At 70.9% G+C, this 24,935-nt stretch carries 1 protein-coding gene; it reads right to left on the bottom strand.

Going from position 1 to position 24,935, the window contains the following annotated elements:
• Positions 1-23: 23 nt before the first annotated feature.
• Complete coding sequence (locus ACLBXX_RS18960; RefSeq protein WP_447659307.1) at positions 24-24,863, bottom strand: Calx-beta domain-containing protein; 24,840 nt, start codon at positions 24,861-24,863, stop codon at positions 24-26.
• Positions 24,864-24,935: the final 72 nt, after the last annotated feature.

The following is a 24,935-nucleotide window of genomic DNA, read 5'->3' on the forward strand; positions in this document are numbered from 1 at the left end:
CGGGACCCACCGAGACGGGCGCGTCAGTCGTCGTCGATGATCGTGATCACCCCGGTGCCGTCGGCGACGGTCGCGCCGGCGCTCACGTTGCTCAGCCCGACGATGATCGTCTCGTTCGCCTCGTCCGCCTTGTCGGCCACGATCGTGAGCGAGAACGTCCCCGACGTCTGCCCGGCCTTGATCGTGAGGGTGACCGTCGTCGCCCCCTTGTAATCGGTGCCGCTGGTCGCGGTGCCCCCGATCACCGAGACGGTCACGGTGATGTCGACGGTGGATGCTGCGGACAACGTGATCTTGAGGCTCGCGGTGGTGCCGGATCCCTTGCTGCCTTCCGTCACCGACGTGTCGGAGATGCTCAGGGTGGGGAGGGTCGCCGGCGCCGCGGACTCCGCCGGGTCGGCCAGCCGCGGGCCGGTGCCGACGCCGTGCTGGTCGAGGTCGGAACCGTAGTTGTTGTAGCGGTCGAGCTCGGTGGCGAGGGCGTTGATCTGGGCGTTGCTGCCACTGGCGAGCGCAGCGTTCACGCGGGCGATGACCTGGGCCGTCGTGTACGGGTAGGGGATCTCGGGGTGCGCCGACGACAGCAGGGCCGACACCGCGTGGCGCAGCAGGGCCGTCACGCCACCGCCGCCCGCGCTCAGCGCCTGCAGCAGCGTCTGCGACGCGTACGCGCCGGTGGCCGCGGTGAACACACTGCCGACGGTCTGGTCGGGGCGGTACAGCAGCGAGCCGTCAGGCAGCCGCGGCCACGCGATGGCAGCCCAGTTGGTCGCGTTCGTCTTCCAGAAGCCGGGCGTGTGGCCCTCGGCGGCGCCCGCGGCCACGGCGCGGTACACGGCGGCGTCGCGGTCGGTCGCGGTCTGGCCGGTGACGGCATCGGTGCCGGTCGCGGTCGCGGTGTTCGTGTAGTCGACGGTGCGGACCGTGCTGCTGTAGCTGTACAGCCAGACCTCGTCGGGGTCGAGCAGCCCGTTGCCGTTGGTGTCGCCGCCGACGAAAGTCGGCGCGAAGTCGTCGGCGGCGCTGCCCGGCGTGCCGTTGTCGTCGACGAGGCTCACCGCGATCGGCGTGTTCCCGGTGTTGCGCACCAGGTAGGTCCACACGATGGCGTTGCCGGCGAGCAGCTGCGGGCCGCTCGTGTCGGCGTCCTCGAGTCCGTTCGGGTGCCACGGGTCGACCGCGTTGATCGCCTTCTCGACGTCGATCCCGACGACGGCGCCGTAGACGTGCGCCGGGTCGTCATCGCTGAAGACGCGACCGAACCGGTCGGCGCCGGAGACCGTCGCGACATTGCGGAACGCGCCGACGGTCGCGATCGTCGTCCAGCGGTAGAGCCAGACCTCGCCCGTATCGAGGATCCCGTTGCCGTTCACATCGCCGCTCACGAGCGTCAGCGCCACGTCGTCGGCGGTGTCGGCCGTGCCGCGATCGTCGACCAGCACGATGTCCCCCAGCGGCAGCGAGCCGTCGATGAGGCGCACCTCGAACGACCACTCGATCGTCGAACCGGGCATCACTCGCACGGCCGCGGCGGCGCTGTCGGCATCCTGTCCGTTGGCGCGCTTGACGACCACGATGCCGGTCGGCGGGACGACCACCCCGACGTGGTGTGCGTCATCGGTGTCGCGGCCCGTGATCGCCGTGCCCTGCACGGTGCCCACGACGGTCGCGGTGTTGACGTACGCGCCCTCTGTCACGGTCCCGGTCGCGCGGTAGAGCCAGACCTCGCCGGGGTCGACCAGCCCGTTGCCGTTCGTGTCGCCCGACACGTACGTGGGGGCGAAGTCGTCCGCGGGGTTCGCGGGCGTGCCGTTGTCGTCTGTCACCGTGACCGCGAGCGCGATGTTGCCGAGGTTGCGCACCTCGTACGTCCACGTCACGGGGCCGCCCACCGGAAGCTCGATGCCGGGTGCGGTCGCAGCATCCTGTCCGTTCACGTACTTCACGATCCGGGGAAGCGCGATCGCACCGAAGTGGTAGGCGGCGTCGCGTGCCGTGGCCGGCGCGTTCGCCTCGTCGTAGGCGGTCACCGTCGCGGTGTTGCCGTAGAGCCCCGCGATCGCCGCGAAGACCCGGACCCCGAGCGACGTGAAGAGCCACACCTCACCGGGATCGAGCAGACCGTTGCCGTCGGCGTCGCCCGAGACGTACACCGCGGTGAAGTCGTCGCTGGCGTCGTCGGGGGTGCCGTTGTCGTCGACGACGGTGACGCCGTGGAGGCTGAACGTCGTGAGGCTGCGGACCAGGTACGTCCACACGACGGCGGTGCCGACGCCGATGGGCTTGGCGAGGACCGCCGTGTCGGCGTCGTCCTGGGCGGTCGGGGCGAGCGGGGATGCCGCGTTCACGGCCTTCTCGATCGAGACCAGGCCCACCGGGATGCCGAGGTAGTTCGCGACGTCGGTGGCATCGAGGCTGACGCCGCCTGCCGTTCCCCGCGCCGTCGCGATGTTGGAGTACTGGCCGAGGACCGCGGTGCGGATCGCGCGGTACAGCCACACTTCGCCGAGGTCGAGGATGCCGTTGCCGTTGGTGTCGCCCGAGACGAACGCGGGCGTGAAGTCGTCGTTCGGATTGCCGGGTGTGCCGTTGTCATCGCGGAGCGTGACGCTCGACACCGGGCCGCCGACGGCCGACACCAGGTATGTGAACACGACCTGCGAACCGACGATCAGGGTGGGCCCGGTCGCGAGGTCGGCGTCCTCGGCCGACGTCGGGTGGAGCGGATCGACGGCGTTGACCGCCTTCTCGACGAACAGCTCGGTGCCTTCCACGGGCACCCCGAAGTAGTTCGCGGCGTCGGTGGCCACCAGCGGCGCGTCCCCGGCGGCGCCGCGCGCGGTCGCGACGTTCGTGTACTGGCCGAGGATCGCCGCCCGGACGGCCCGGAAGTACCAGATCTCGCCGGGATCGAGGATGCCGTCGCCATTCGTGTCGCCCGACACGTACACGGGCGTGAAGTCGTCGCTCGGGTCGAACGGCGTGCCGTTGTCGTCGCGCAGCATGAGCGCCGAAACCGGGCCGCCGACGGCGGTGACGAGGTAGGTGAAGACCACCTGCGATCCGACCGTCACGCGCGGACCCGTCGGCGAGTCGGCGTCTTCGGCGAGCGTCGGGTGCAGCGGATCCACCGCGTTCACGGCCTTCTCCACGTACAGCACCGTCTCGTCGACCGGAATGCCGAAGTAGTTGGCCGCGTCGCTGCCCACCAGTGCGCGCCCGGCGCCGGTGCCGCGCACCGCCGCGATGTTCGTGTACTGACCGAGGATCGCGGTGCGCACGGCGCGGAAGACCCAGATCTCGCCGAGGTCCAGGATGCCGTTCTGGTTGGTGTCGCCTGAGACATAGGTCGGGGCGAAGTCGTCGTTCGGGTTGCCCGGCGTGCCGTTGTCGTCGATCAGCGTGACGCCCGAGACCGAGCCGTTCAGGGAGGTCACGAGGTAGGTGAAGACCACCGGCGAGCCGGCGGTGACGAGGGGGCCGGTCGCGGTGTCGGCGTCCTCGGCGGGGGTCGGGTGCAGCGGGTCGACGGCGTTCACGGCCTTCTCGACGAAGAGGAGCACGTCGTCGGGGCCCGCGATGCCGATGTACACGGCGGGGTCGCTGTCGCGCCGGGCCTGGCCGTTCGTGCCGACGCCCTCCGCCGTCACCACGTTCATGTACCGGCCGGCGCGCGCGATGCCGGTCGCGCTGAAGCGCCAGATCTCGCCCGGATCGACGAGCCCGTTGCCGTTCGCGTCACCGCCGAGGTACACGGGCGCGAAGTCGTCGCTCGGATCGGCGGGCGTGCCGGCGTCGTCGAGGAGCCGCGTGAGGCGGATCGAGATCGTGCCCGCGACGGTGACCTCGTACGTCCAGACCACGGTCGACCCGACGGGGACGGTCGGACCCGTCTCGTTCGCGTCCTGCCCGTTCACGTACTTCACGACGCGGAGGATCGTCTGCGGGTCGCACGGGCAGTGCAGGTTCTGCCCGCCGACATCGTCGCGCCCGGTGCCGCCGATGTTGCCCGGCTGCGGGTCGCGGGGGCCGCCGTGCTGGTCGTTCCACAGCTGGCCGTCGCTCGGTTCGACGAGCGCCTCCTCGTCGAACGGCTCGCCCGGAGGCACTCCCGGGCCCTCGTCGGAGCCGCCGGCGACCGACAGGGCGCGGATGAAGTCGCGGATGTGCGGGCTGAAGCCGCGATTGACGGTCGGCGAGCCGAACGGGCTGAACGGGACGAGGTAGCTGTTGAACTCGCCGCCCCAGTCGAACATGCGGTCCTGCGCGGTGTTGGCGATGAGCACGTCGCGCCCGGCGCCGCCGAAGGCGAAGTCGCCGTCGCGGAAGCGCGGGTCGTCGTTCTCGGGGTCGGTGTTCGCGCCGCCGGCCGTCTCGAGGTTGTCGTCGAGCTGGAGCAGGTCGTCGCCGAAGCCGCCGAACAGCCAGTCGCAGTTCGTGCCGCCGACGAGCCAGTCGTGCCACAGGTCGCCGTACATGCGGTCGCGGCCGTCGTCGCTCTTGACCTTCATGCCGTCGATGTCGATCGGCAGCCCCGTCGCCTCGTCGAGCACGTACGCGTCGAAGTTCAGGAGGAACCCGGGGATGATCGACCGCGGATCGTCGGCGTCGTAGTCGGCGAACATCGTCGTGTCGGCGTTGTAGTGCAGCGGGTTGGTGTCGACCGTCGGCAGCTCGGTCGCCAGGCGAGTGAGCGCCCCGATCCGCAGGTCGCGGTTGTAGAACTCCTGCATCGCCTCGGCGCCCGACATCGAGTCGCTGCCTTCGCCGCCGTGCATGAAGTCGTCGCCCAGACCGCCGTAGAGCACGTCGTGGTTGACCGCACCGTCGATCCAGGTGGCGAAGTCGGCACGCTTGAGCAGCTCCCCGAGGATGTAGATCTCGGCGCCCGTGAAGGGACCGGGGATCGACACGAACTGGGCCGCGTCGGCGGTGTTCAGGTTGTTCAGCGGCTCGGTGAGGCCGTTGCGGCTGGTCTGCAGCTTGCCGTCGTCGCCCATGATGCCGTCGACGCCGGTGCCGCCGTAGATGCGGTCGTTGCCCCAGCCGCCGTAGATGTCGTCGTCCTGGCCTTCGCCGAAGAGCACGTCGTCGCCGAGCTGGCCGTGGATCGTGTCGTCGCCGTCCTCGCCGTGCACGACGTCGGCCGCGCCGATGCCGGCGCCCGACCCCTGCGTGTAGTCGAGGAAGGTGTACGCCCGCGGCAGGAGGCGCACGGCCCCGGCGTAGGTGTCGTAGGTGAAGGTGAGGAACGCGGTGCCCGGCGTGTACGGGTCGGCGTCCGCTGCGGTGGCCACCATCCGCACGAGGCGGTGGATGTTGCCGTTGTCGCCCAGGATCACGTCGCTGTCCGCCGCGTGGCCGCCCTCTTCGAGGTCGCCGTAGTTGTTGCGGACGAGACGGATGCCGGCACCGCCGAAGATCGTGTCGGCGCCGTCCGGCCGGCGCGCGGCCGTCGTGAGGCTGAAGAGCTCCGAGCTGCCGCCGATGAGGTCGTCGCGGCCGAGGCCGCCGAAGATGACGTCGTTCCCGCCGTTGCCCTCGATGTAGTCGTCGCCGTCGCGGCCGGGTCCGGCCCAGTCCTCGGCCGACTGGCGCGTGGTGCGCACATCGACGGTGATCGCGCCGGTGTCGTCGATCGCCGATCCGTCGCCCTGGATCCAGTCGTCGCCGAGCTGGCCGAAGATGAGGTCGTCCTCGGCGCCGCCGGCGATCACGTCGTCGCCGTACAGCCCGGGCTGTGTCGACGTGTCGTGGTCGAACAGCATGACGTCGCGCTCCTTGGCGCCACGCGGGTCGTCGTAGGGGTTCGCCGGGTCGGTGCCGCAGGCGCCGCCGGCACCGCTCAGGATGTTGGCGCACCCGGTGTCCTGCGCGTAGATGCCGGTGCCGGTGAGGACCTGGAACCGCCGGCTCGAGATGTCGCCGGTGCGCAGCAGGCTCGCGTTGTCGCCGGCGATCGCGTCGTCATCCGCTCCGCCGTCGATGACGTCGCCGATGTCACTGCCGCCCGCGACGTTGTGGCCGCCGATGAGGTCGTCGTCGCCGTCGCCGCCGGTGATGCGGTCGGCGCCCTGGCCGCCGATGATGACGTCCTCGCCGCCGTCTCCGCGCAGCAGGTCGCCCGCGCCGCCGTGGCCGGCGAGCGTGTCGATCGACGTCCACCGGAACGGGTGCGCGGCGAGCGGCATGTTGAGCGGGAGCAGCTCGAGGAAGATGCCGAGCACGCCGTTGTACAGGACGGTGGACTCGACCTTGCCGTGGTCGCCGAAGATGAGGTCGTTGCCGTCGTCGCCCGACACCGTGTCGGCGTCCGTGCCGCCGAAGACGATGTCGTTGGCCGTGCCGCCGAAGATGACGTCGCCCGCGCCCTGGTTCGGGTCGGTCGTCGTGATGAGGTCCCACGTGCCGTTCGCCACGGCCGGCGTCGCGCCGTCGCGCACGAGACCGTGGTCGCCGAGGATGACGTCGGCCTCCGCGTCGCCGCGGATCGTGTCTGCGCCGTTGCCACCCAGGACGACGTCACGGTCGTCGCCGCCCGAGATCACGTCGTCGCCCGCCGCCACCCCCGGGTCGGTCGTCTCGATGACCGCGATGGGCGCGTCGGGCAGCGCCCACACGACGTGGCCGTGGTCGCCGAAGATCACGTCGGCACCCGCATCGCCCGAGATCGTGTCGCCGCCGTTGCCGCCGAAGATCACGTCGGCGCCCGCGTCGCCGGAGATCGCGTCGGCGAGGCCGTCGGTGGGTTCGAGCGTCTTCGCGTCGAGCCGTCGCGTCGTTGTCTCGATGCGCTGGGGCCTCAGAGCCGACCGCACGTAGCCGTTCGGGCCGACGACGGCCTCGATCGTGTCCTGCACGAGCGCGCCGTGGTCGCCGAAGATGAGGTCGTCGCCCGCGTCGCCGGAGATGGTGTCGCGACCCGCGAGCAGCGAGTCTGCCGCCGCCTCGGCGCTCACGCGGTGGGTGGGAACGCTCAGGGTGCGTGTGCGCACGTCGACGACGACGCCCGAGTCGCCCCAGATGAGGTCGCCGCCGGCGTTTCCGGCGATGACGTCGTCGCCCGAGCCGCCGGCGAGCACATCTCCCGCGCTCGAGCCGCGCAGGGTGTCATCGCCCGCGCCGCCGTAGGCGATCACGCCGATCGACCAGGCCGGGTTGCCGATGGCGGAGGCATCGATCGTGTCTCCGGCGCCGTTCGCGAAGCTGCGCGCGACGCTCACAGTGAAGACGGGTGCGTTGCCGATCTCGTTCGCGAAGGGCTTCGAGCCCAGCGACGTGAGCGACACGGTTCCGGCGTGTCCGCTGTACCAGAGCCCCGTCGCGTCGGTGTCGCCGTAGAGCACGAGCGGCGAGAGCGGGCCCGCACCGCCGGTCACCGTGATGGTGTCGCCACCGCCGCCGCCGTGGATGAGGGTGAGACCCCCGTGCACCGCGGGCACGCCGGTCGAGGCATCCGTTCCCGGAATCAGGGTCGACGCGACCGTGAAGGTGTCGGCGCCCGTGCCGAGGAATACCGAGATGACCTCGAGCGTGTCGCCGATCGTGATGCCGGCGCCGGACGAGGCGGGCTCGCCGTGCGCCGTCGGGATCGCGAAGGTCAACGCGCCCGCGAGGCCCAGCCCGGTGAGCGAGGTCGAGGAGAGCACACCGGTCTGACCGGTGGTGGCGCCGTCGTCGAACACCAGCAGCAGGTCGACCTGCTGGGCCTCGGTCGGCATCGGTGCCAGCGCGAACAGCGCCTGGTTCGCCTCGCCCGGCAGCACCAGCGCGATCCACAGCGGCCGCGCCGGTCCGTCGCCGCCGATGACTTCCAGCGGTCCATCGATTCCGGTGAGCACGTGCGAGCCCTCGCCGAAGACGATGAGCGCACCCGAGACGTCGCGCGCGACGACGTCGGGCCGCACGTCGCCGGCGATCTGCACCAGGTCGCTGCCGAGACCGGCGTACACGCGGGTCGCGACACCGGAGGCGGTCGAGAGCACGTCGACCGTGTCGTCGCCCTCCATCGCGTCGACCTCGAGCACCTCGATGGTCGTGTACGTGGCGCTGATCCCGGCGCCGTAGATGCCCGACGCCGTCACGACGATGTGGTCCGCGAACTCCGTCGCGATCATCATCGTCTTGTCGAACCCGTCCCCGCCGTCGATCGTGACGGGGCGGTTCTCGTGGTAGACCACCTGCGTGCCGACGAGCTTCGGCATCGGCACGCCGGGCGCGTCGGTGCGGAACACGATGCTGCACGTCGGGCTCACGGCGTCCGGGGTGCAGTCGCCGGTGGTCTCGGCCAGCGCGAACGCCCGCAGCGTGAAGAGGTCGTTGCCGGCGCCGCCGAGGAGAGTCAGCAGCGCCTCGTTCGCGTAGACCGCGAAGACGTCGTCGCCCGCGCCGCCGATGGCCACCGTCGCGCGACTGATCCCCGCGCTGAGCCAGCCGCGGGTCGTCGCGATCGTGCCGAAGATGTCGCCGCCGGCGAGATCGCCACCCGCCGGTGCCGGGGCTCCGTTGCGCTGCGTGCCGTACAGCTGGCCGATCTGGAAGGTGTCGTTCCCTTCGCCGCCGTCGAGCACCGTGCGGGCACTGTTGTCGTCGGAGGCGAACGTGTCGTCGCCGCCGAGACCGAGCACGATGAGCCCGCCGAGTGCGTCGTCGAGTCCGAGGTCGTAGTTGATCCGCTGCACGGACTGCGGACGGATGCTGCCGTCCCCGGTCGGGTCGGACGCCCGGGCGTCGTCGGTGTCGACGTGCAGCAGTGCGACGAACGCGGGCCGGTCCGGCGTCCAGCCGGCCTCGACGAGCGTCGCGAACCGGCGGAGGAGGAACACGTCGGCGCTGCCATCCGTGCCGCGGATCGTCAGCGTGTCGGTCCCGGAGTCGCCCGTGTCGAGCACATTGATCACGTAGTCGCGCTCGGCGCCCTCGCTGCCCGTGGTCTGGACGAGGTAGGTGTCGCCCTCGTCCTGGCCGTCGAGGGTCAGCGTGTGACCGAGGTCGACGAGCATCGTCTGCAACTCGGTGACCGTGAACGTGTCGGCCCCGTCGTCTGCGGTGCCGCCGTTCGCCGCCGTGCGGCTGCCGAAGACGTGCGTCTTCGCGCCGAGGTGAGTGCGCGTGAAGGTGAAGACGTCGGGCTCGGAGTCACCGAAGATCTGCGTGAGGTCGGTGCGGTCGGCGCAGCCGCCGGCGCAGAGATCGAAGACGCCGCCGACGACGCCGGCGAAGACCATCGTGGTGCCGGTGGCATCCGCGTTGACGCCTTCCGGAGCATGGTCGCCGTGGATCGAGATGAACCGGCCGGCGACGATCCACGTGTCGACGGGTGCGGAGACGTCGTCGCCCACCCACAGAGTGATGTCGGCGGCGGCCCAGATCCCGCTGCGGTACGCGGCGGTCTCGCCCTTGGGGAGGGCGTCGGTCGGGAGGTTCTGCGTCAGCAGCACCTCGCCGCGCGCGACGAGGATGAGGTCGTCGGGCTGGCTCGCATCGGCCAGTTGCGGGTCGGACACGAGCGGCGGGAGTCCGGTGGGGCCGCCGAGCGACGGGGGTCCGCGCGGCGAAGCCGAGTCGGGCACGGTCAGCACGACCGATCCGTTCGTGGAGATCGCGCCGAGGAGCACCAGCTCGTCGTCGGCCTCGGTGATGATCACGTCGGCGTAGCCCGAGGCGAACAGGTGACCCGAGCCCGCGCCCGCGATCGACGTGTCGACGATGAGGGCGGCGCCGAGGGTCGGGCCGCCGATGCCGCCGATGCCGCCGGCGAGGAGGTTGACCCGCACGCCCGAGACGATGGTGCGAGCGGTCGTGGTGCCGAGGAGGGAGCCGGCGCGCGTCGTGAGCACGACGTCGGCGGCCACCGTGCGGTCGACCGACCCCGACGTCACCTCGTCGATCCGGAGGTCGCCGCCGACCTCGGTGATCATCACGACCAGTCCGGCCCGTGCGATGAGCGCCCCGGCGGCCGTCTCGCACCCGACGACGGCGCACGTGACGGGGTTCGCGATCCCCTCGATGAGATCGACCTCGAGGAAGTCGGCCGCGGTGCCGATGCTGCCGTTCGGTGCGAGCAGGGTCATGCTGCGGCCTGCGACGTCGACCGGGTCGGACGCGTCGGACGCGTCACCGGGGTCGCCGTCGAGGATCGAGCCCTGCTTCGCGAGGAGTTGCACGTCACCCTGACGCGCGCGCACCAGTCCGAGCCGCAGGTCGCCCGCGTTCTCGGTCGCGACCACGTAGCCCGCGACGTCCACGTCGAGCACGGCCCGGACGTTCGCGGCGACGGCGTCGGCGAGTGCCGTGAACGCGAGGACGGAGATGCGGGATGCTGCGACCCCGGCGCCGAGGTCCTTCACCGAGATGTCGAACGCCGCGGTGAGGCCGGGCTCGGCGACGCCGACGGCCGAGACGCCCGCAGCGGTGATGGTCACCGGGGTGCGCGGCGAGGTCTGCGCGTCGTAGGCGAGATCGGTCCCGAGGTAGGTCGCAGACTCGAAGGCCGGAGCGGCCGTGCGCCGCTCGAAGCGATAGGTGCTGTCGATCACCGCACCGATGCCGCTCACGTAGGCAGCCGGGTCGCGCAGCAGCGGCGCGAACGTGTCGGGGCGGAAGTGAGAGGAGTGGTGGCCGTCGTACACCGGGAGGAGGGGCTGGAGCGGCGCCGCCGTCGCCGGCGTGTACGCGAGGACGTGGACCGTCACCCCGACGCCGTCGCCGATCTGCAGGCGGCTGTCGTCGAGGCGGATGTCGACGTCGCCCTGGGCCGAGCGCACCTCGTCGACGTAGACCGTGAAGACGGCCGGACGCAGCGCGTGCGTCGTCGGCACGCGGTCGACGGCGAGGATCCGCAGGTGGACGTCGCCCTGGGCGGTGGCCCACATGCGCGTCAGGCGCACGGCGTCGTCGGCGGTTCCGGGGGCGCCCCGGTCGAGGCTCTGGACCAGCGTGACGCGCAGGGGCACAGCATCCGTCCCGATCGCCCCGTTCGGGGCCTCCAGGTGCAGCACGTTCGTGACGATCCCCGCGCCGCCCGCGGCGAACTCGATGTCGCCGCTGGTGTGGAGGATGTGCGTCCAGCCCGTCGGGTTGTTGATGGGACCGGCCACGATGAGCCGTCCGGTCGCGCGCTTCTGGATGTCGATCGTCGTGCCCAGGGCGTTGCGGGTCACATCGAACTGCAGCGGGATCTGCTCGTTGAACGAGAAGCGCGTCCGGCTCAGCAGCCACACCGTCGGCTCGGTCATGACCGATGCCGGCGTCACCACGTCGATGGAGCCGAGCGTGATGGCTGCGTGGGAGTGGTCGATGATGACGACGTTCGACAAGGTGTCGCTGAACGTGAACAGCGGCCACCCGGTCGCCGCGCTCGTCCCGCCGTTCGTGATGGTCGCCTGCTGCTGCGCCTCGCCCTTGCGGTCGAGGCGTCCGTCGGCGGTGATCAGCACGTTGCCCGGGCCGTCGTTGGCGACCGTGACGGTGAAGGCGCTTCCCACCTGCTGACCGACGTACGCGTCCGCGCCGTCGATCTTCACGCCGTTGGCGACGACGACGTAGCCGTTCTCATCGATCACCAGTCGCGGTGCACCGTGGCTGCCGCCGAAGATCGTGACGTCGGCATCCCAGACGACGACGCCGAGACGCGTGGTGCTCGAGTCGTCGCTGTCGAAGTAGCCATCCTCCGTGCTGAGGTGCCACTTGTCCGCCTCGATCGTCGTCACGGCGGTCTTCGCGTCGACGTAGAGGGCCAGGCGCGGGTAGGCCGTCGCGGCCGTCAGACCCGACCACGGCTTCTCGAGGCGGGTCGCGTCCACCCGGACGCCTGCCTGCACCAACGCGGCGATCTGCGTCGTCACACTCGACGTGATGGTCAGCGCGCCGGTGGCGTGGGCCTCGTTGATGGGCACCGGGAAGGCGACGCCGAGCCGGCTCGCGAGGCGCTTGACGGTCACGTCGAGCGTTCGCGCGATGAGGTCGACGCCCGCCCAGCCCGTCACCACGGCGCCCGTACCGATGGTGATCGACGACACGATCGACCCGGTGAGGTCGGCGTACGAGCGGGCGGCCGCGCCGCCGAGCAGCAGTACCAGGATGGCCTCGGCACCGGTGTGGGCCTGCACGTCGACGTGGGAGGTGATCGCACGCATGCTCACCTCGTCGGCCTCGAGCCGCGCGTTCGGAGCGATGAAGATGGTCGAGGTCGTCGACACATGCGTCCCCGGAGGCTCGAAGCCCTCGTTGAAGGACCAGTTCGAGTCGGCGCCGGCGAAGCCGATCGTACCGATGCCGAGCGTGTCGGCCTCGGAGAGCCCGACCACCATCACGTCGGTCGCGAGCGCGAGCAGGCCCGCGGCGATCAGCGTGACCGCGATCCCGACCGTGATCTCGGCGTGCGCGCCGATGACGGCACGGGCGTCGCTCTCGGTCACGGCGATGAGCCCGCCGCCCTTGGCGATGGCGCGCACCTCGAGATGCGAATCGGCGGATGCTGCGATCCGCATGTCCGCGCCCGAGACGACGCGTGATCCGCTGCCGATGCGCGTGTGCGCGTAGCCGTTGCCGAGGGTTCCCGCGGCGCGGGCGATGCCGACCTTGATCGCGGCGCCTGCCCGGATGTCGGCGTAGACGCGTGCGGTGCCGGTGGCCGTCGAGTCGAGGGTCACGTCTCCGCCGGCGACGAGGGTCCCGGCCTGCGAGCACGTCTGGGCCGCAGCATCCCATCCGATGCAGGTGTCGACGCGCGGCGTGTACGTCAGCTCGGCCGTCGGCAGGCCCACGGTCACGATGAGCGCGCCGGAACCGCCCACCGCGGTCGCCTTGGACGCGCCGTCGCCGCCGGCGCCCAGCAGCACCGCGAGGTCGGTGCCGCTCGGCGACACGAGGCTGCCGGCGTTCGGGCCACCACCTGTGAGGTCGAGGTAGACGGCGAAGTCGCCGGTGGCAGCGCCGAGGTCCACGCCCTCCCCGCCGATGCGGTGGACCACCCCGGCGCCCAGCCCGGTCTTATCGAGCGTGATCGGTGTGCCGTTCGGGGTCTCGGAGAGCTTGAACGTCTCGTCGCTGCGCTGCACGACGTAGTAGGTGCGTCCATCGACGAGCGGGGAGATGCCGCCCTCGGTCGTGCGGGTCAGCGAGTAGCTCCAGTCGTCGGCGGGCGCGGGGCGCGTCACCGAGAGCGAGAGCGGCGCGGTCGACAGCGTCGTCGAGCACGAACCGCTCAGCCCCGAATCGCTGGTGAGCACCATGGTGCCGCCCGACACCGAGAGGACGGTGCGCGTGCCGGCGAGGCATCCGGTTCCCGTGAAGACGTCGCCCGCCGAGAACCCGGAGCCCGCCCACGAGCCCGAGCCGCGCGTCACTGTGTCGTTGTCGCCGTTGTCGCCCAGGGTGACCGTGCCCGAGAACCAGGCCCTGACGAGCTGCAGCTGATCCTTGTCGATGCGGATGACGCGGTACGTGCCGCCGACCGCCAGCCCGCTGACGGGGTTGGACCCGGGCCCCGCGGCCACGACGCGGAACACCACGACGTCTCCGGTGCCGAACCCGTGACCCCGGATCACGATCCGGTTCAGCGACAGTGCGTCGTCGAGGGTGAAGCTCGTGACCGTGCCGCTGCCGTCGACGGTCTCGCTGTAGATCTTGTCGACCGCGCCGCTCGTGAAGCCCTGGGCCTTGCCCGGATCGTGGTAGGTGACGGCGTCGCCGTCCTCGAAACCGTGGCCGGGGAGCGTGATCGTGTCGCCGGTGACGTCGCCGGGGGTGAGCACGAGCACCCCGTCCTCGGTCCCGTCCTGCAGTTTGATCGTCGTGGCGTCGATCACGAGCACGGTGTATGTCCCGGCGCCGAGGCCGGGGATCATGCCGCCCGCGATCCGCACGCGGTCGCCGGTGCGCAGCAGATGCGGTCCGTCGAAGCGGATCACATCGAACACCGGATCAACGGATGCCCCGGCGAAACGCACGCCGAACCGGTACACGCCGTCGTCGACGACGACGATCGAGAGGTCGCGGTCGGCGGGGATCTGCACGCCGCCCGCGGTGATCGGGTTCGCCCCGGCGACGTACCGGACGATCTGGCCGTCGAGGAGGCCGAGCTCCAGCGAGATCGTGTCCTCGGTCGCGTTCACCGTGACGATGTCGCTCGAGGGTGCCTCGCCCTGCCGGATCAGCGCGGCCGACACCGTCGCGTCGCCGCCCGCCGTGATGACGGCGCCCGATCCGACGAGCGCCTGCACGCGCGGGGTGACCGTGGTCGTGGCGTGCGCCGCGCCGCCGTCGCCGAGGCCCGCGCCGCCGTAGGCCTGCGAGGTCGCGTCCGCCTCGGCAGAGCCGGTGGCGGTGACCGACACGTCGCCGTTGCCGAGTCCGGGGGTGTTCGTCGTGGCGACGAGGCGCACGGTGATCTTCGCCGAGGCACCGATCCAGGCCTTCGTGTCGCCGGTGACCGTGCTGGTCGCCTCGGCGTTGCGGCCGCCGGCGATGCCGCTGCCGGTCGCGATGAGGGTGTCGACCTGCGTCCGCAGAGACGAGGTCGCGGCGACCGAGACGTGACCGTCGGTCACGTCGATGACCACGCCGTCCGCGATGTACGCGGTCGTGCTGCCGCTGACGGTGGCGGTGCCCTCGGCGTCGCCGCCGCTGGCGATGAGCGATCCGGTGCCGACCGTGACGGAGACGATGGCGATCGCGTGGGTCATGGTGGCGGTGACGTCGATGTCGCCGCCGGTGACCGTGGTGCTGCTGGCGAGGAACGCCTGCACCGAGAGGGAGGAGGTGGCCGTGGCCGAGTGGGAGTCGCCCGCCGCGATGAGGGAGCCCGATCCGCCGCGGAACCGTGCGGTGACGTCGATCGTCGCCTCGGCTGCGATACGGACTCCGGCGGAGCCGATCGTGAGCACCAGGCGCGGAGGCCCGCGGCTGGGGTCGGCGGCATCGACGAACGCGGTGACCACGCCCTCGACGCTCGCGGTGACGGGGCTCACCGATCCGGTGCCCGCACCGGCCAGGCCGACGGCCACCGCGAGTACCGACGCGTCCGCCCGGCTCTGCCCCGCCGTCGCGGTGACGACGAGTCCGTTCGCGGTGAACGAGCCGGGCTCTCCGGCGGGCCCTTCCAGCAGCCCGACGTAGCCGCGCGTGTCACCGGTGACCTTCGCCGTGGCGTCGATGATGCTCACCGCGATGAGGACCGATCCGGTGCCGCCGTTGCTCGTCGCCTTCGCCCAGGAGTTCGTGTTCACCGCGCTGATCTCCGCCGTGCCGGCGAGTGTGATCACCGTGGGGAGCGCGGGGACGGATGCCTCGGGGCGCTGCCCGATCCAGGCCTCGACGTCGCCGGTCACCTGCGCCGAGGTCTTCTCGCCGATGCCGGCGCCGATCAGGCTGACGCTGCCGAGCTCGGCGTAGACGTCGACGACCATGCGCGGAGCCTGCGCCGAGACCTTGAGGGACCCGGCCTCGACGCGCGTGCCGTCGTCGATGTGCGCGTAAGTGTTCCGGCTGATCGTCCCGGTCGCCGACATGACGCTGGCCGAGACGACGAGGGAGCCCGAGCCGCCGTACGTGCCCACCGAGACGTGTGCGTCGGTGGTGGCCAGCACCTCGACCGCACCCGCCGCCTTCACCGTCGAGCGCTGGGCGGGGACGGCCCCCTCCGGCGCCGACGAGCCGATCGCCGCCTCGGTGCGACCGCTGATCGTGCCGGTGCCCGAGATCTCGCCACCCGCGCCGCCGATCGAGACGGTGATGCTCACGCTCGAGTTCTTGGTGGTGCGGATGTCTGCGGTCTCTTCGGCCGAGACGGTGACCCCGCCGCCGGTCGAGGTGACCTTCGAGCCCAGGATGAAGGCGAGGACGTCGTGGGCGATGGTGTTGGTGAGTCGTGCGATGACGACCGATACGCCGATGACAGACACCTGCACGCCGAGGCTCGTGGATGTGGCGTCCACGGTGGACGTGTCCTCGGCGGACACCCGTACCGGTCCGGCTGCGGTCACGTCGGACCGGACGATCTGGGCCGTCGTGTGGCCGGTGATCGTGTTGGTGCCGACGATGCCGATGCCGACGCCGCCGAGCGAGATCGGCACTTCGGAGATCTGGATGGCGACGCCGATCGCGACGGCGGCCGCCTCGGCCCAGAGCGTGCGCTGCGAGTCGGCCGTCACCGACACGCCCCCGGCGCTCGCGACGGACGAGTCGCGGATGAACGCGTCGATCGCCCCGTCGATGACGTTGTCGGCCAATGCGACGGCGATCGAGATGTTGATCGCCAGGCCGTCGCCGGTGCCGATGGCGACCGAGAGGGCGCCGACGCCCATCTTCGCGGTCAGCGTCGACACGTCCTTCGCCGAGACCACGAGACCGCCCGTGCCGATCTGCACCGCAGCGGCGCGGCCGGGGAGGGTGGTCTTCGCGTCGTCGATCGCGGCGACCACGATGTTCGTGACGGTGTTGCCCGCCCATGTGACCGCCAGCGCTCCGGCGAAGCCGACGCCTTCGCCCATCGTGATCTTGCCGGAGCCGGCGGCGGCGAGCGTGAGCGTCTCGATCGTCGCCGCCGCGTCGGCGGCGACGCGCGCCGAGACCGCGTCGACGAGGGATGCTGCGACCCGGGCGATCACCGTGTTCGTCACGCGCGACTCGCCCACCGCGATGCCCGCGCTCAGGACGGCGCCCGAGCCGCTGCCCGTTCCTGTGATGGCCAGACCGAACCCGCCGGCGTCGGAGTGGATCCTGGACCGGTCGGTCGCGGTGACGGTGAGCGCCCCGCTTCGCGCGAACGCCTGTGCGCCGCCTCGCAGCTCCGCCGCGACGTCGCGGGTGATCGTGTTGATCGCGACCGACAGTCCGGCCGCGAGGTCGAGCCCGTTCGACTCGCCCGTGCCGAAGTGGAAGGCTGCCGCGATACCGAGCGCCAGCACGTCGATCGTCGTCTGCTGCGTGGTGCCGGCCGAGATCGTGACGGAGTCGCCGCGGACGGTCGTGCCGTCGACGATGGCGTGCACCTCGCTGTCGATCGTGTTGAGGGCCACCGCGATGCCGAGCGCCAGGTTGAGGCCGTTGCCCTGGCCGAGTGCGAGCAGCAGTCCGAGCGCTCCCGCGTCCGCGGTGATCTTCGACACGTCCTGCGCCGTCACGGCGAGGGCGCCGGCCGACGTCGTCACGATCCGCGACGGCGTGCCGCCCTGGATGAGCGCCCGCACCGAGGTGTGGATCACGTTGCTCGCGCCCGCTCCGCCGCCGGCCAGGTTGAATCCGCTGGGCGAGCCGAGCTGCGCGTTTACGGCGCCGCCGAGCACGAGCGCATCGATCGTCGGCGAGGACGTCGCCGAGACCGACACGCCGGTCGCCGCACTGACCGCCGAGGCGTCGATGACTGCCTCGATCACATTGCGGTGGCGCGCCGTGGGCTGCGACGGATCGTGGGTGTAGATCTCGTTGATCGCGACGCCGACGCCGATCCCGCCCGAGAATCCTGGCTTGTCGCCCGACGCGTACTCGGCCGCGATGCCGACGCCGGCGCCGTCGGCGTGAATGGTCGAGGTGTCGGACGCCCGCACGCTCACCGCGCCGCCGGTGGAGGTGACGACACTGTTCACGACGGCCGCCCGTACCAGCGGAACCGCCCCGGCGTCCCATCGTCCCCCGATGCTGTTGAAGGCGCCCGCGCCGCCCCCCGCGAGCTGGAGCGTGGGGTTGCTGGTGGCGACGCTCACCGCGACGCCGAAGGTGAGCGCATCGATCGCGGCCGACGCGACGCTCGAGACGACGAGGTCGCTAAGGGCGGTCACGGTCGATCCCGTGATGAGGGCGAGGGTCTCGCTCACCACGTCGTTGACGGCGACGCCGATGCCGATCGCGACTGAGGCCGGGTTGCCGCTCTGGAAGAGGTCGGCGGCGAAGCTGATGCCGCCGGCGTCCGCGGTGATCGTCGCGGTGCTCTGGGCGTCGACGAGCACGCCCGCGCCGCCTGCCGTGACCGTGCTGTTCGCGATCGAGGCGCGGACGATCTGGTCGATGGTGTTCCCCGAGCCGGCGCCGGCGCCCGCGATCGGGTCGGTCGTGAAAGCCCCAGCCAGCGTGATCGCCAGGATCGTGGGCGACGACGTCGCGGCGACGACGACCGCGTGATGCGCGCCCGATCCGGCTCGCGGGTCGTCGGCGAGCGCGCCGCTCGTGGACACCGTCACGCCCCTGATCGTCGCGCGCACGTCGGAGACGACCGTGTTGTCGGCGACCGAGATGCCGAGGACCCCGGCGATGGGCGAGCGGACGGGCTTGCTCGCCGAGATCGCGAGGGCGCCTGCGCCGGCGACGATCGACGCCGTGCTCTCGGCCTGGACGAGCACCGCCCGGGCCGCGATGACCGACGCACCCACGGGAGAGTTCGCCACGCTGTCGACGAGGGAGGCCTCGACGACACTGTCGACGATGTTGATGAGGACCGATCCCGCGCCCGCGATCCGCGTCCCCGTGCCGGCGGCCGAGACGGCGACGCCGACCGCGACACCCATCACCGAACCGCCCGCGAGGGCGCGCACCGCGACGTCGCCGGTCGTCGTGATGTCGGTGTCGTCGATCCGTGCGCGCGTGGTGGTGTCGACCTCGTTGTAGCCGAGGGCCGCACCGACGGCCCCGCCGCCGCCGATCGTGAGCCCGCCGGCGCCGGCGATCGAGAAGATCCCCGTGTCGTCGGTCGCGGCGATGGTCACCTTCAGCCCGCCGAGCCCGACCACTGCGCTGCTGGTGAGCAGCGCCTCGGTCGTGGCGACGACGATGTTGATCGCCATCATGAAGCCGAGGCCGAGAGTCGTCTTCGGTCCGAGCGCCGCGCCGATGCCCGCGCCCACCGCGTAGATGCGCGGGTCGGTGCCGGTGTTGACGTTGTCCGCCGTCACGGAGAAGGTGCTGCCGCCCACGGTCAGGCGCGAGTCGGTGATCGTCGCGCGCGTGATGACCGGGCGGTCGTCGGTGCCCAGGAGGTTGAGACCGACGCCGATGCCGACGCCGACCTTTCCGCCGAACGCGATCCCGCCGCCGACCGAGATGATGCGTGATCGGTCGAGCGCGCTGACGGTGACGTTCCCGCCGATCGTTCCGATCATGCCGCGGATCGCCGCATCGGTGACGTTGAAGATCACGTTGGCCGAGAACGAGCCGGCGGCGCCGATGCTGTCGTTGGCCAGAGCGCCGGCGAGGCCCGCCGAGATCGCGAGGAGGTCGCCGCCGCGGATCGCCGACACCGACACGCTTCCCGACGTGACCGCATCGGTCTTCACGATGAAGGCCCGGACGGCGACGTCGAGGTCGTTGAAGCTGAATGCCCCGGCGATGGACTTCGAGTCGGCCAGCGTGCTCACCACGAACGCGGCTCCGCCGGTCACCGACAGCTGGAAGAACTCGTCGAGTGCGGTCACGGTGATGCGTCCGGCGGAGATCCTCCCGGCATCCGCGATCGAGGCCTGCACGGTGTCACGGACGATGTTGACGGATGCTGCGCCCGCGACGCCCACCCCGGTGGTCGGCGTCTGCACCTGGGTCCCGAGGATCTGCAGAGCCTTCTGCGGGGTGCCGACGGGCGGGGTCGCCGCCGGGGGCGTCGAGATGGAGCCGGCGATCGCGAAGGCCCACAGATCGCCGTCGAGCTTCGCGAGGACGTCGACCTCCTGGTCGACGTGGATGTTGCTCCCGTTGCGCGCCGCACCCGTCGCGCCGGCCACCGCGTCGGGCGAGCCGATCACGGCCTTCGTCGTGCGGTCGAGGTTGTTGATCGCGACCGAGATGCCCACGCCGATGCCCGTGCCTGCCGCGATGCCGCCCACCCAGGTGACCTGCGTCATCAAGTCGCCCGCGTACAGCCGGACGTTCCGCCCGGTGACGATCGCGTCCGACGAGAGCCAGACCAGCGTGTCGCTCGTCTGCCCGACGTAGGCGAGCGACCCCGCGATCGTGACCTTCCCGCCCTGGCTGCCGGCCTGCACGAAGTCGAGGTGGAAGACGGCCTCCTCGGCCTTCATGTTGAAGCCGCCGTCGGCGCCGCTGTAGATGCAGGTCGGGTCGGTGTCGCCGGGGCCGTCGATGCAGGAGCCGCCGCCGACGATGGCGTGGGTGGTGTTGTTCTGCACGAAGATGTAGAACGCGCCTCCGGCGCCGCCGCGCTGTCCGCCGCCGCTGATGGACGGCCGCGACAGCCGGTCGATGTCGAGCAGCTTGCCCTTCTCGTCGAGGTCGATGTCGGGCAGCGAGAAGTTGCCGGTCATCGTCATGAGCTGCTGGTAGTTCGTGGCCTCGACCGAGAAGACCTGCTCGTTCTCGATGCCGTCGGTGTCGGGCCCGGCCGCGTTGTCGTTGTGCGGGTGTGCAGACGTGCGCCAGGCGACGTCCTGGTTGATCCGGACGGCTCCCTCGACGGTGGCGATCGCGTTGTTCGTGAGGACGACGACGGTGACCGCACCGGCGAGGCCGATGTCGTCGGCGGTGGTGGCGGCCGTCGTCCACGCGTTGAACATGCTCTGGAGGCCGAGCGTCGCGTTGAGGTAGCCGAGGACCGAGTTCCACCCGTCGTTGCGGAGCTTGTCGACCCACTCGGCGTTCGACAGCGGGATGTACTGGTCGAAGCGGACCAGGAACGGGTAGCTCACGTCGGCGATCACCCGCGTCGCGCGCAGCCCGTCGAGCGCCGCGCCGCTGCGGACGGTGGCGGTCGCGTTGTTGTCGAAGATGCCGATCGACACCGCGACGCTGGCGGCATTCGCGGCGCTGGTGCCGGTGCTCGAACCGGAGCGCGTCTCCTGCGGCTCGAACGTGGCGTCGGCACTCAGCGTGTAGCGCTGGCCGATCGTCGCCTTGACCTCGAGGTCCTCGTTCGACTTCACGACGGCGGCAGGGCCGACCTCGGTGACGACATCGTGGTCGGCGAAGAGGAAGGCGATGGCGCCGGCGACGGCGATTCCGGGGTTCGCACCGGCACCCGGCTTGCCCTGGTTGTCGCGGTACGGCTTCGTCAGCTCGGTGACGAACTTGTCGGCGATGTTGGTGCCGATGATCTCCTTGAACTTCGCCCACAGGTTCGTGTTCGAGCTCTCGCTCTCGAGCCCTGCGCTGGCCGAGGCGCTTTCCGTGGCCTCGAGCTTGGCGATGATGCCGACGCCGGTCGCGAATCCGGTGTCGAGGACGTGCTTCGCCGACAGGGTGTAGGTGCCCGGGCCGGCGGGGCCGATGTCGATCAGCACACCGGCGCGGGCTTCATTCTCGGTCTCGGCGAGGCCGATGATCTGCGCGTCCGTGAACCGGGTGTTGCCCTGCAGGTTCTTCTGGTTCGTGCTCGCGACGACGTAGTACGTCTGGCCGTCGACGAGACCGCTGATCGGGGCGTTGCCGTTCTGGCGGTACACGACCGCCTGGCCGAGCTCGAAGGTGTTGAAGACGCCGCCCGGCCAGCCGAGCGTGATCGTGTCGGCCAGCGCGTCGACGCCGGATGCGGTGAAGTCCCGGTTGTTCGTCGAGGGCGCGGGAAGCCCTGCCTTCTTGTCGAGATCGATCACGAACTGCGCCAGGCACGTGAGGTACGCCGCGTAGCCGTCGTCGGTGCCGCAGGTCGCGGCGCGCACGGCCATCTGCTCCGAGGCGGCGAGGGCGATGAACTCCGACTCGTTGAGCGTGGTGGTGTCGGGGTCGTCGGCGAGCCACACCACGTAGTAGACGCGGCCGTCGACCAGACCCCCGATCGGGGCGCCCCGACGGGTCGAGTACGTCACCGTGTCCTCGGTGACGAGGGCGTGCGGTCCGACATGGATCCGGTTGCCGGCGTAGTCGACGTACCCGGCGTCCGCGAGGTTCGTGGCGAGGGGGTCGATCTCGATCTTCACCATCGAGCAGGGGACGGGATCCTTGCCTTCGACCATGACGCACCACGTCATGTTGGCGATCACCGTGCCGAGGACGGTCGTCTTGATGTCGGCATCGGACAGCTCGATCGCGAACGCGAGTCCAGCGGTGCCGTCGGCGTACAGCCCCGACTCCGCCTCGGCCTCCGACTCGATCGTGCCGCCGGCGACGATGTTGGCGGTCTTGCCCGCCTCGATCTTCGCGCCCGCCTCCACGGTGATGTGCGAGGTCGTGACGGCGTTGCTGACCGCGATCGCGATGGCGCCCTGCGAGCTGCCGGGGTTGGGGATGCTCGCGAGCTCCCGCGCGGTCGACGAGCTCATCGACGCGTTCGCGGTCGCCGTCGCCGTGATGACGACGGCGGCGGTGCTGGTGATGAGCGCGTTGCGCTTGATGAGCACGGTCGCGGAGGCTTCCGCACGCGTGTACCCGACGCTCACGAGGCTCGAGCTGGCGGTGCCGTTCGCGGTGGCCGTGGCTACGGCGTACATGCCGACCGTGTCGTCGCCGATGAGCTGCGCGGACTCGCCGATGGTGATGGTCGCGGTCGACTTCTTCACCAGCAGCTTCACCGGCAGCGCGATGAGGCCCTCGATCCAGCCGGTGAGCGGCTCGATCACGTAGTTCGCGACCTCGCGCCCCACACCGAAGTACTCGGCGAGGCTGCGGTCCTCGGCCTGCGCGATGAAGAAGATGCCGGTCGCCCGCACCTGGGCGCGGTCGCCGATGGTGATCGAGACGTTGCGGTCGGTGAAGAACAGCGGCGACAGGTTCTCGCCGAAGGCGAGGCCGATCTGACGGACGCGGAACGTGACCCAGCCCGAGGCGCCGCTCGTGTCGATCGTGACGTCCGCGTCGACGGTGATGTGCGCCGCGTACACCTCGAGGATGCCGCCCTTGGTGTTGACGTTCCCCATGAAGCGCACCGAGTCGGGGTTCGGGTCGTCGACGAAGATGGGCAGCTCGTCGCTGAGGCGGCGGTTGCCGTAGATGTAGAAGGACGCCTCGCTCACCCATCCGGCGGCGAGGCCGGTGACGATGATCGTGTCGGCGCCTTCGAGGCCCTCGACGACAAGCGAGACGTTGGGAACCGTGAACTCGAACGCGAAGGTCACGATGCCGTTGACGGGGTTGTACCAGCCGATCGATCCGAAGCTCACGATCATCTTGTCGTCGGTGAGACCGGCCGAGATGATGATGGTGTCGTTCGACGAGCTGCCGACGATCCGGACGATGTCGGGATCGGTCGCGAGGCCGACGTAGACGATGGGCTGCTGCTGGTCGAGGCCCGTGTAGGCGATGGTGCGGCCGAAGAACGACGCCGTGCCCGAGGCATCCGTTCCGGTGACGTTGTAGACGGCGGCGGTGATCGGTCCGCACGAGCCGGTGCACGAGACGATCAGCGAGTCGGAGCCGCCGGTCCCGCCGGAGATCGAGCCGATCGATCCGGTGATCACGAAGACGTCCGTGTTGTCGTCCGCTCCCACGAGATGCTCGAAGGACGAGAAGGCGATGCCGGCGACCGAACCCGCGTTCGCACCGTCGACGTTCCAGCGCACGTTCGCGTTCGGAGGACCACGGATGCTGTCGGCCGAGCTCTGCGTGCCGATCAACGTCGCGATGCCCGTGAAGGCACCGAACCCGAGCACCAGATGGGCGGGTGGGATGTAGGAGAGGGCGATGTCGGAGCCGTCCGTGAACGGTGACGCGGCGCTGGAACCGGCGACCTGGACTGACAAGGTGCGGTAGCCCGGCAGCCCCGGAACCGTGATCCCGAGCAGGTCGAAGAGGATCCACTTGGTGGGGTCGTTCGCGTCGCTCACCAGCAGCTGGCCCGTGCCGTGCGAGGTGTCGATGTCGTCGATGGCTGCGGCGACCGAGGCACCCGCGGCGTCGGTCGTGCTGACCCGCACCTGGGTGGCCTGGTTCTGCACCGCCGTGTCGAACCGCACCGTGCCCGTGACCGGAGCGCCTGCGGAGACGGAGGAGGAGAAGACGGCGGCGATGTCGACGGCGCCGCCGGCGATGATCGCGACGATCGCGCCGCCGAGAGCCGAGAAGTCGAGCACGTCGACGGGCGCCGCCGCCGAGGCGTCGATGCCACCGCCGAAGACCCCGCCCGAGAGAGCGCCGCCCGCCTGCACGACGAACGTGTCGTCGCTCGTGCCGCCGACGAGGGTCCCGACCCGCGTGAACGAGATCGGTGCCGGCGCCCCGGCCCACGTGAGGGTGCCGGCATCCGTCCCGGTGATGGTCCAGGTGTTCGCGACATCGAGCGCGACCAGCGAGTCCGCGCCGCCGCCACCGTCGATCGAGGCGGTCGCGCCGCCGGGTCGCAACGCGAACGTGTCCGCGGCGGAACCGCCCACCAGCCTCTCGACCTGGGAGTACGCGAAGTGCGTCGCGTCACCGGAGTCCGCCCCGGCGATCACCCAGTCGGTGTCCTCGTTGCGACCGATCACCGTGTCGGTGCCGCCGCCGCCCACGATCACCAGCGTGACGAGGTCCGAGACGGCGCCGACGCGGAACGTGTCGTTCCCGGTCCCGCCGCGCACCGTCAGCGTGGCCGCCGCGATGCCGAAGACGAAGCGGTGCAGTTCGCCGGTGTTGCTGAGGAATTCGACCGACACGCTCGTCGCGTCGATGCTCTGCACGCGGATGTCGTGGTTCACGCCGTCGTCCGCCTGGATGCTGCACGCCGTGCAGTTGAGGTCGACCGGCTCGAGCCCGTCGTACGCCGTCACGTTCCCGTCGCGCGCCACGGTGCCGGATTGCGGTCCGGTGACCACGGCCTGCCCGCTCGTCGCGGCGCCGGACGAGACCAGGGTGTCGTAGCCGCCCGCGCCGCCGTCGACGGAGGCGATCGAGCCGGAACCTTCGATCACGAACGTGTCGTCGCTGCCGGCCGCACCCTGCAGGTGCTCGACCCCCGAGAACGAGACGGACGCTGCGCCCGCGAGCAGAACCCCGGATCCGGCGCCCGTCACGACCCAGCGCGCCGTGACGGCGGGGCCACTCAGCGTGTCGTAGCCGCCCGCGCCGTCGAACGAGATCGCGAT

This window comes from Microbacterium sp. C23T, assembly GCF_053345975.1.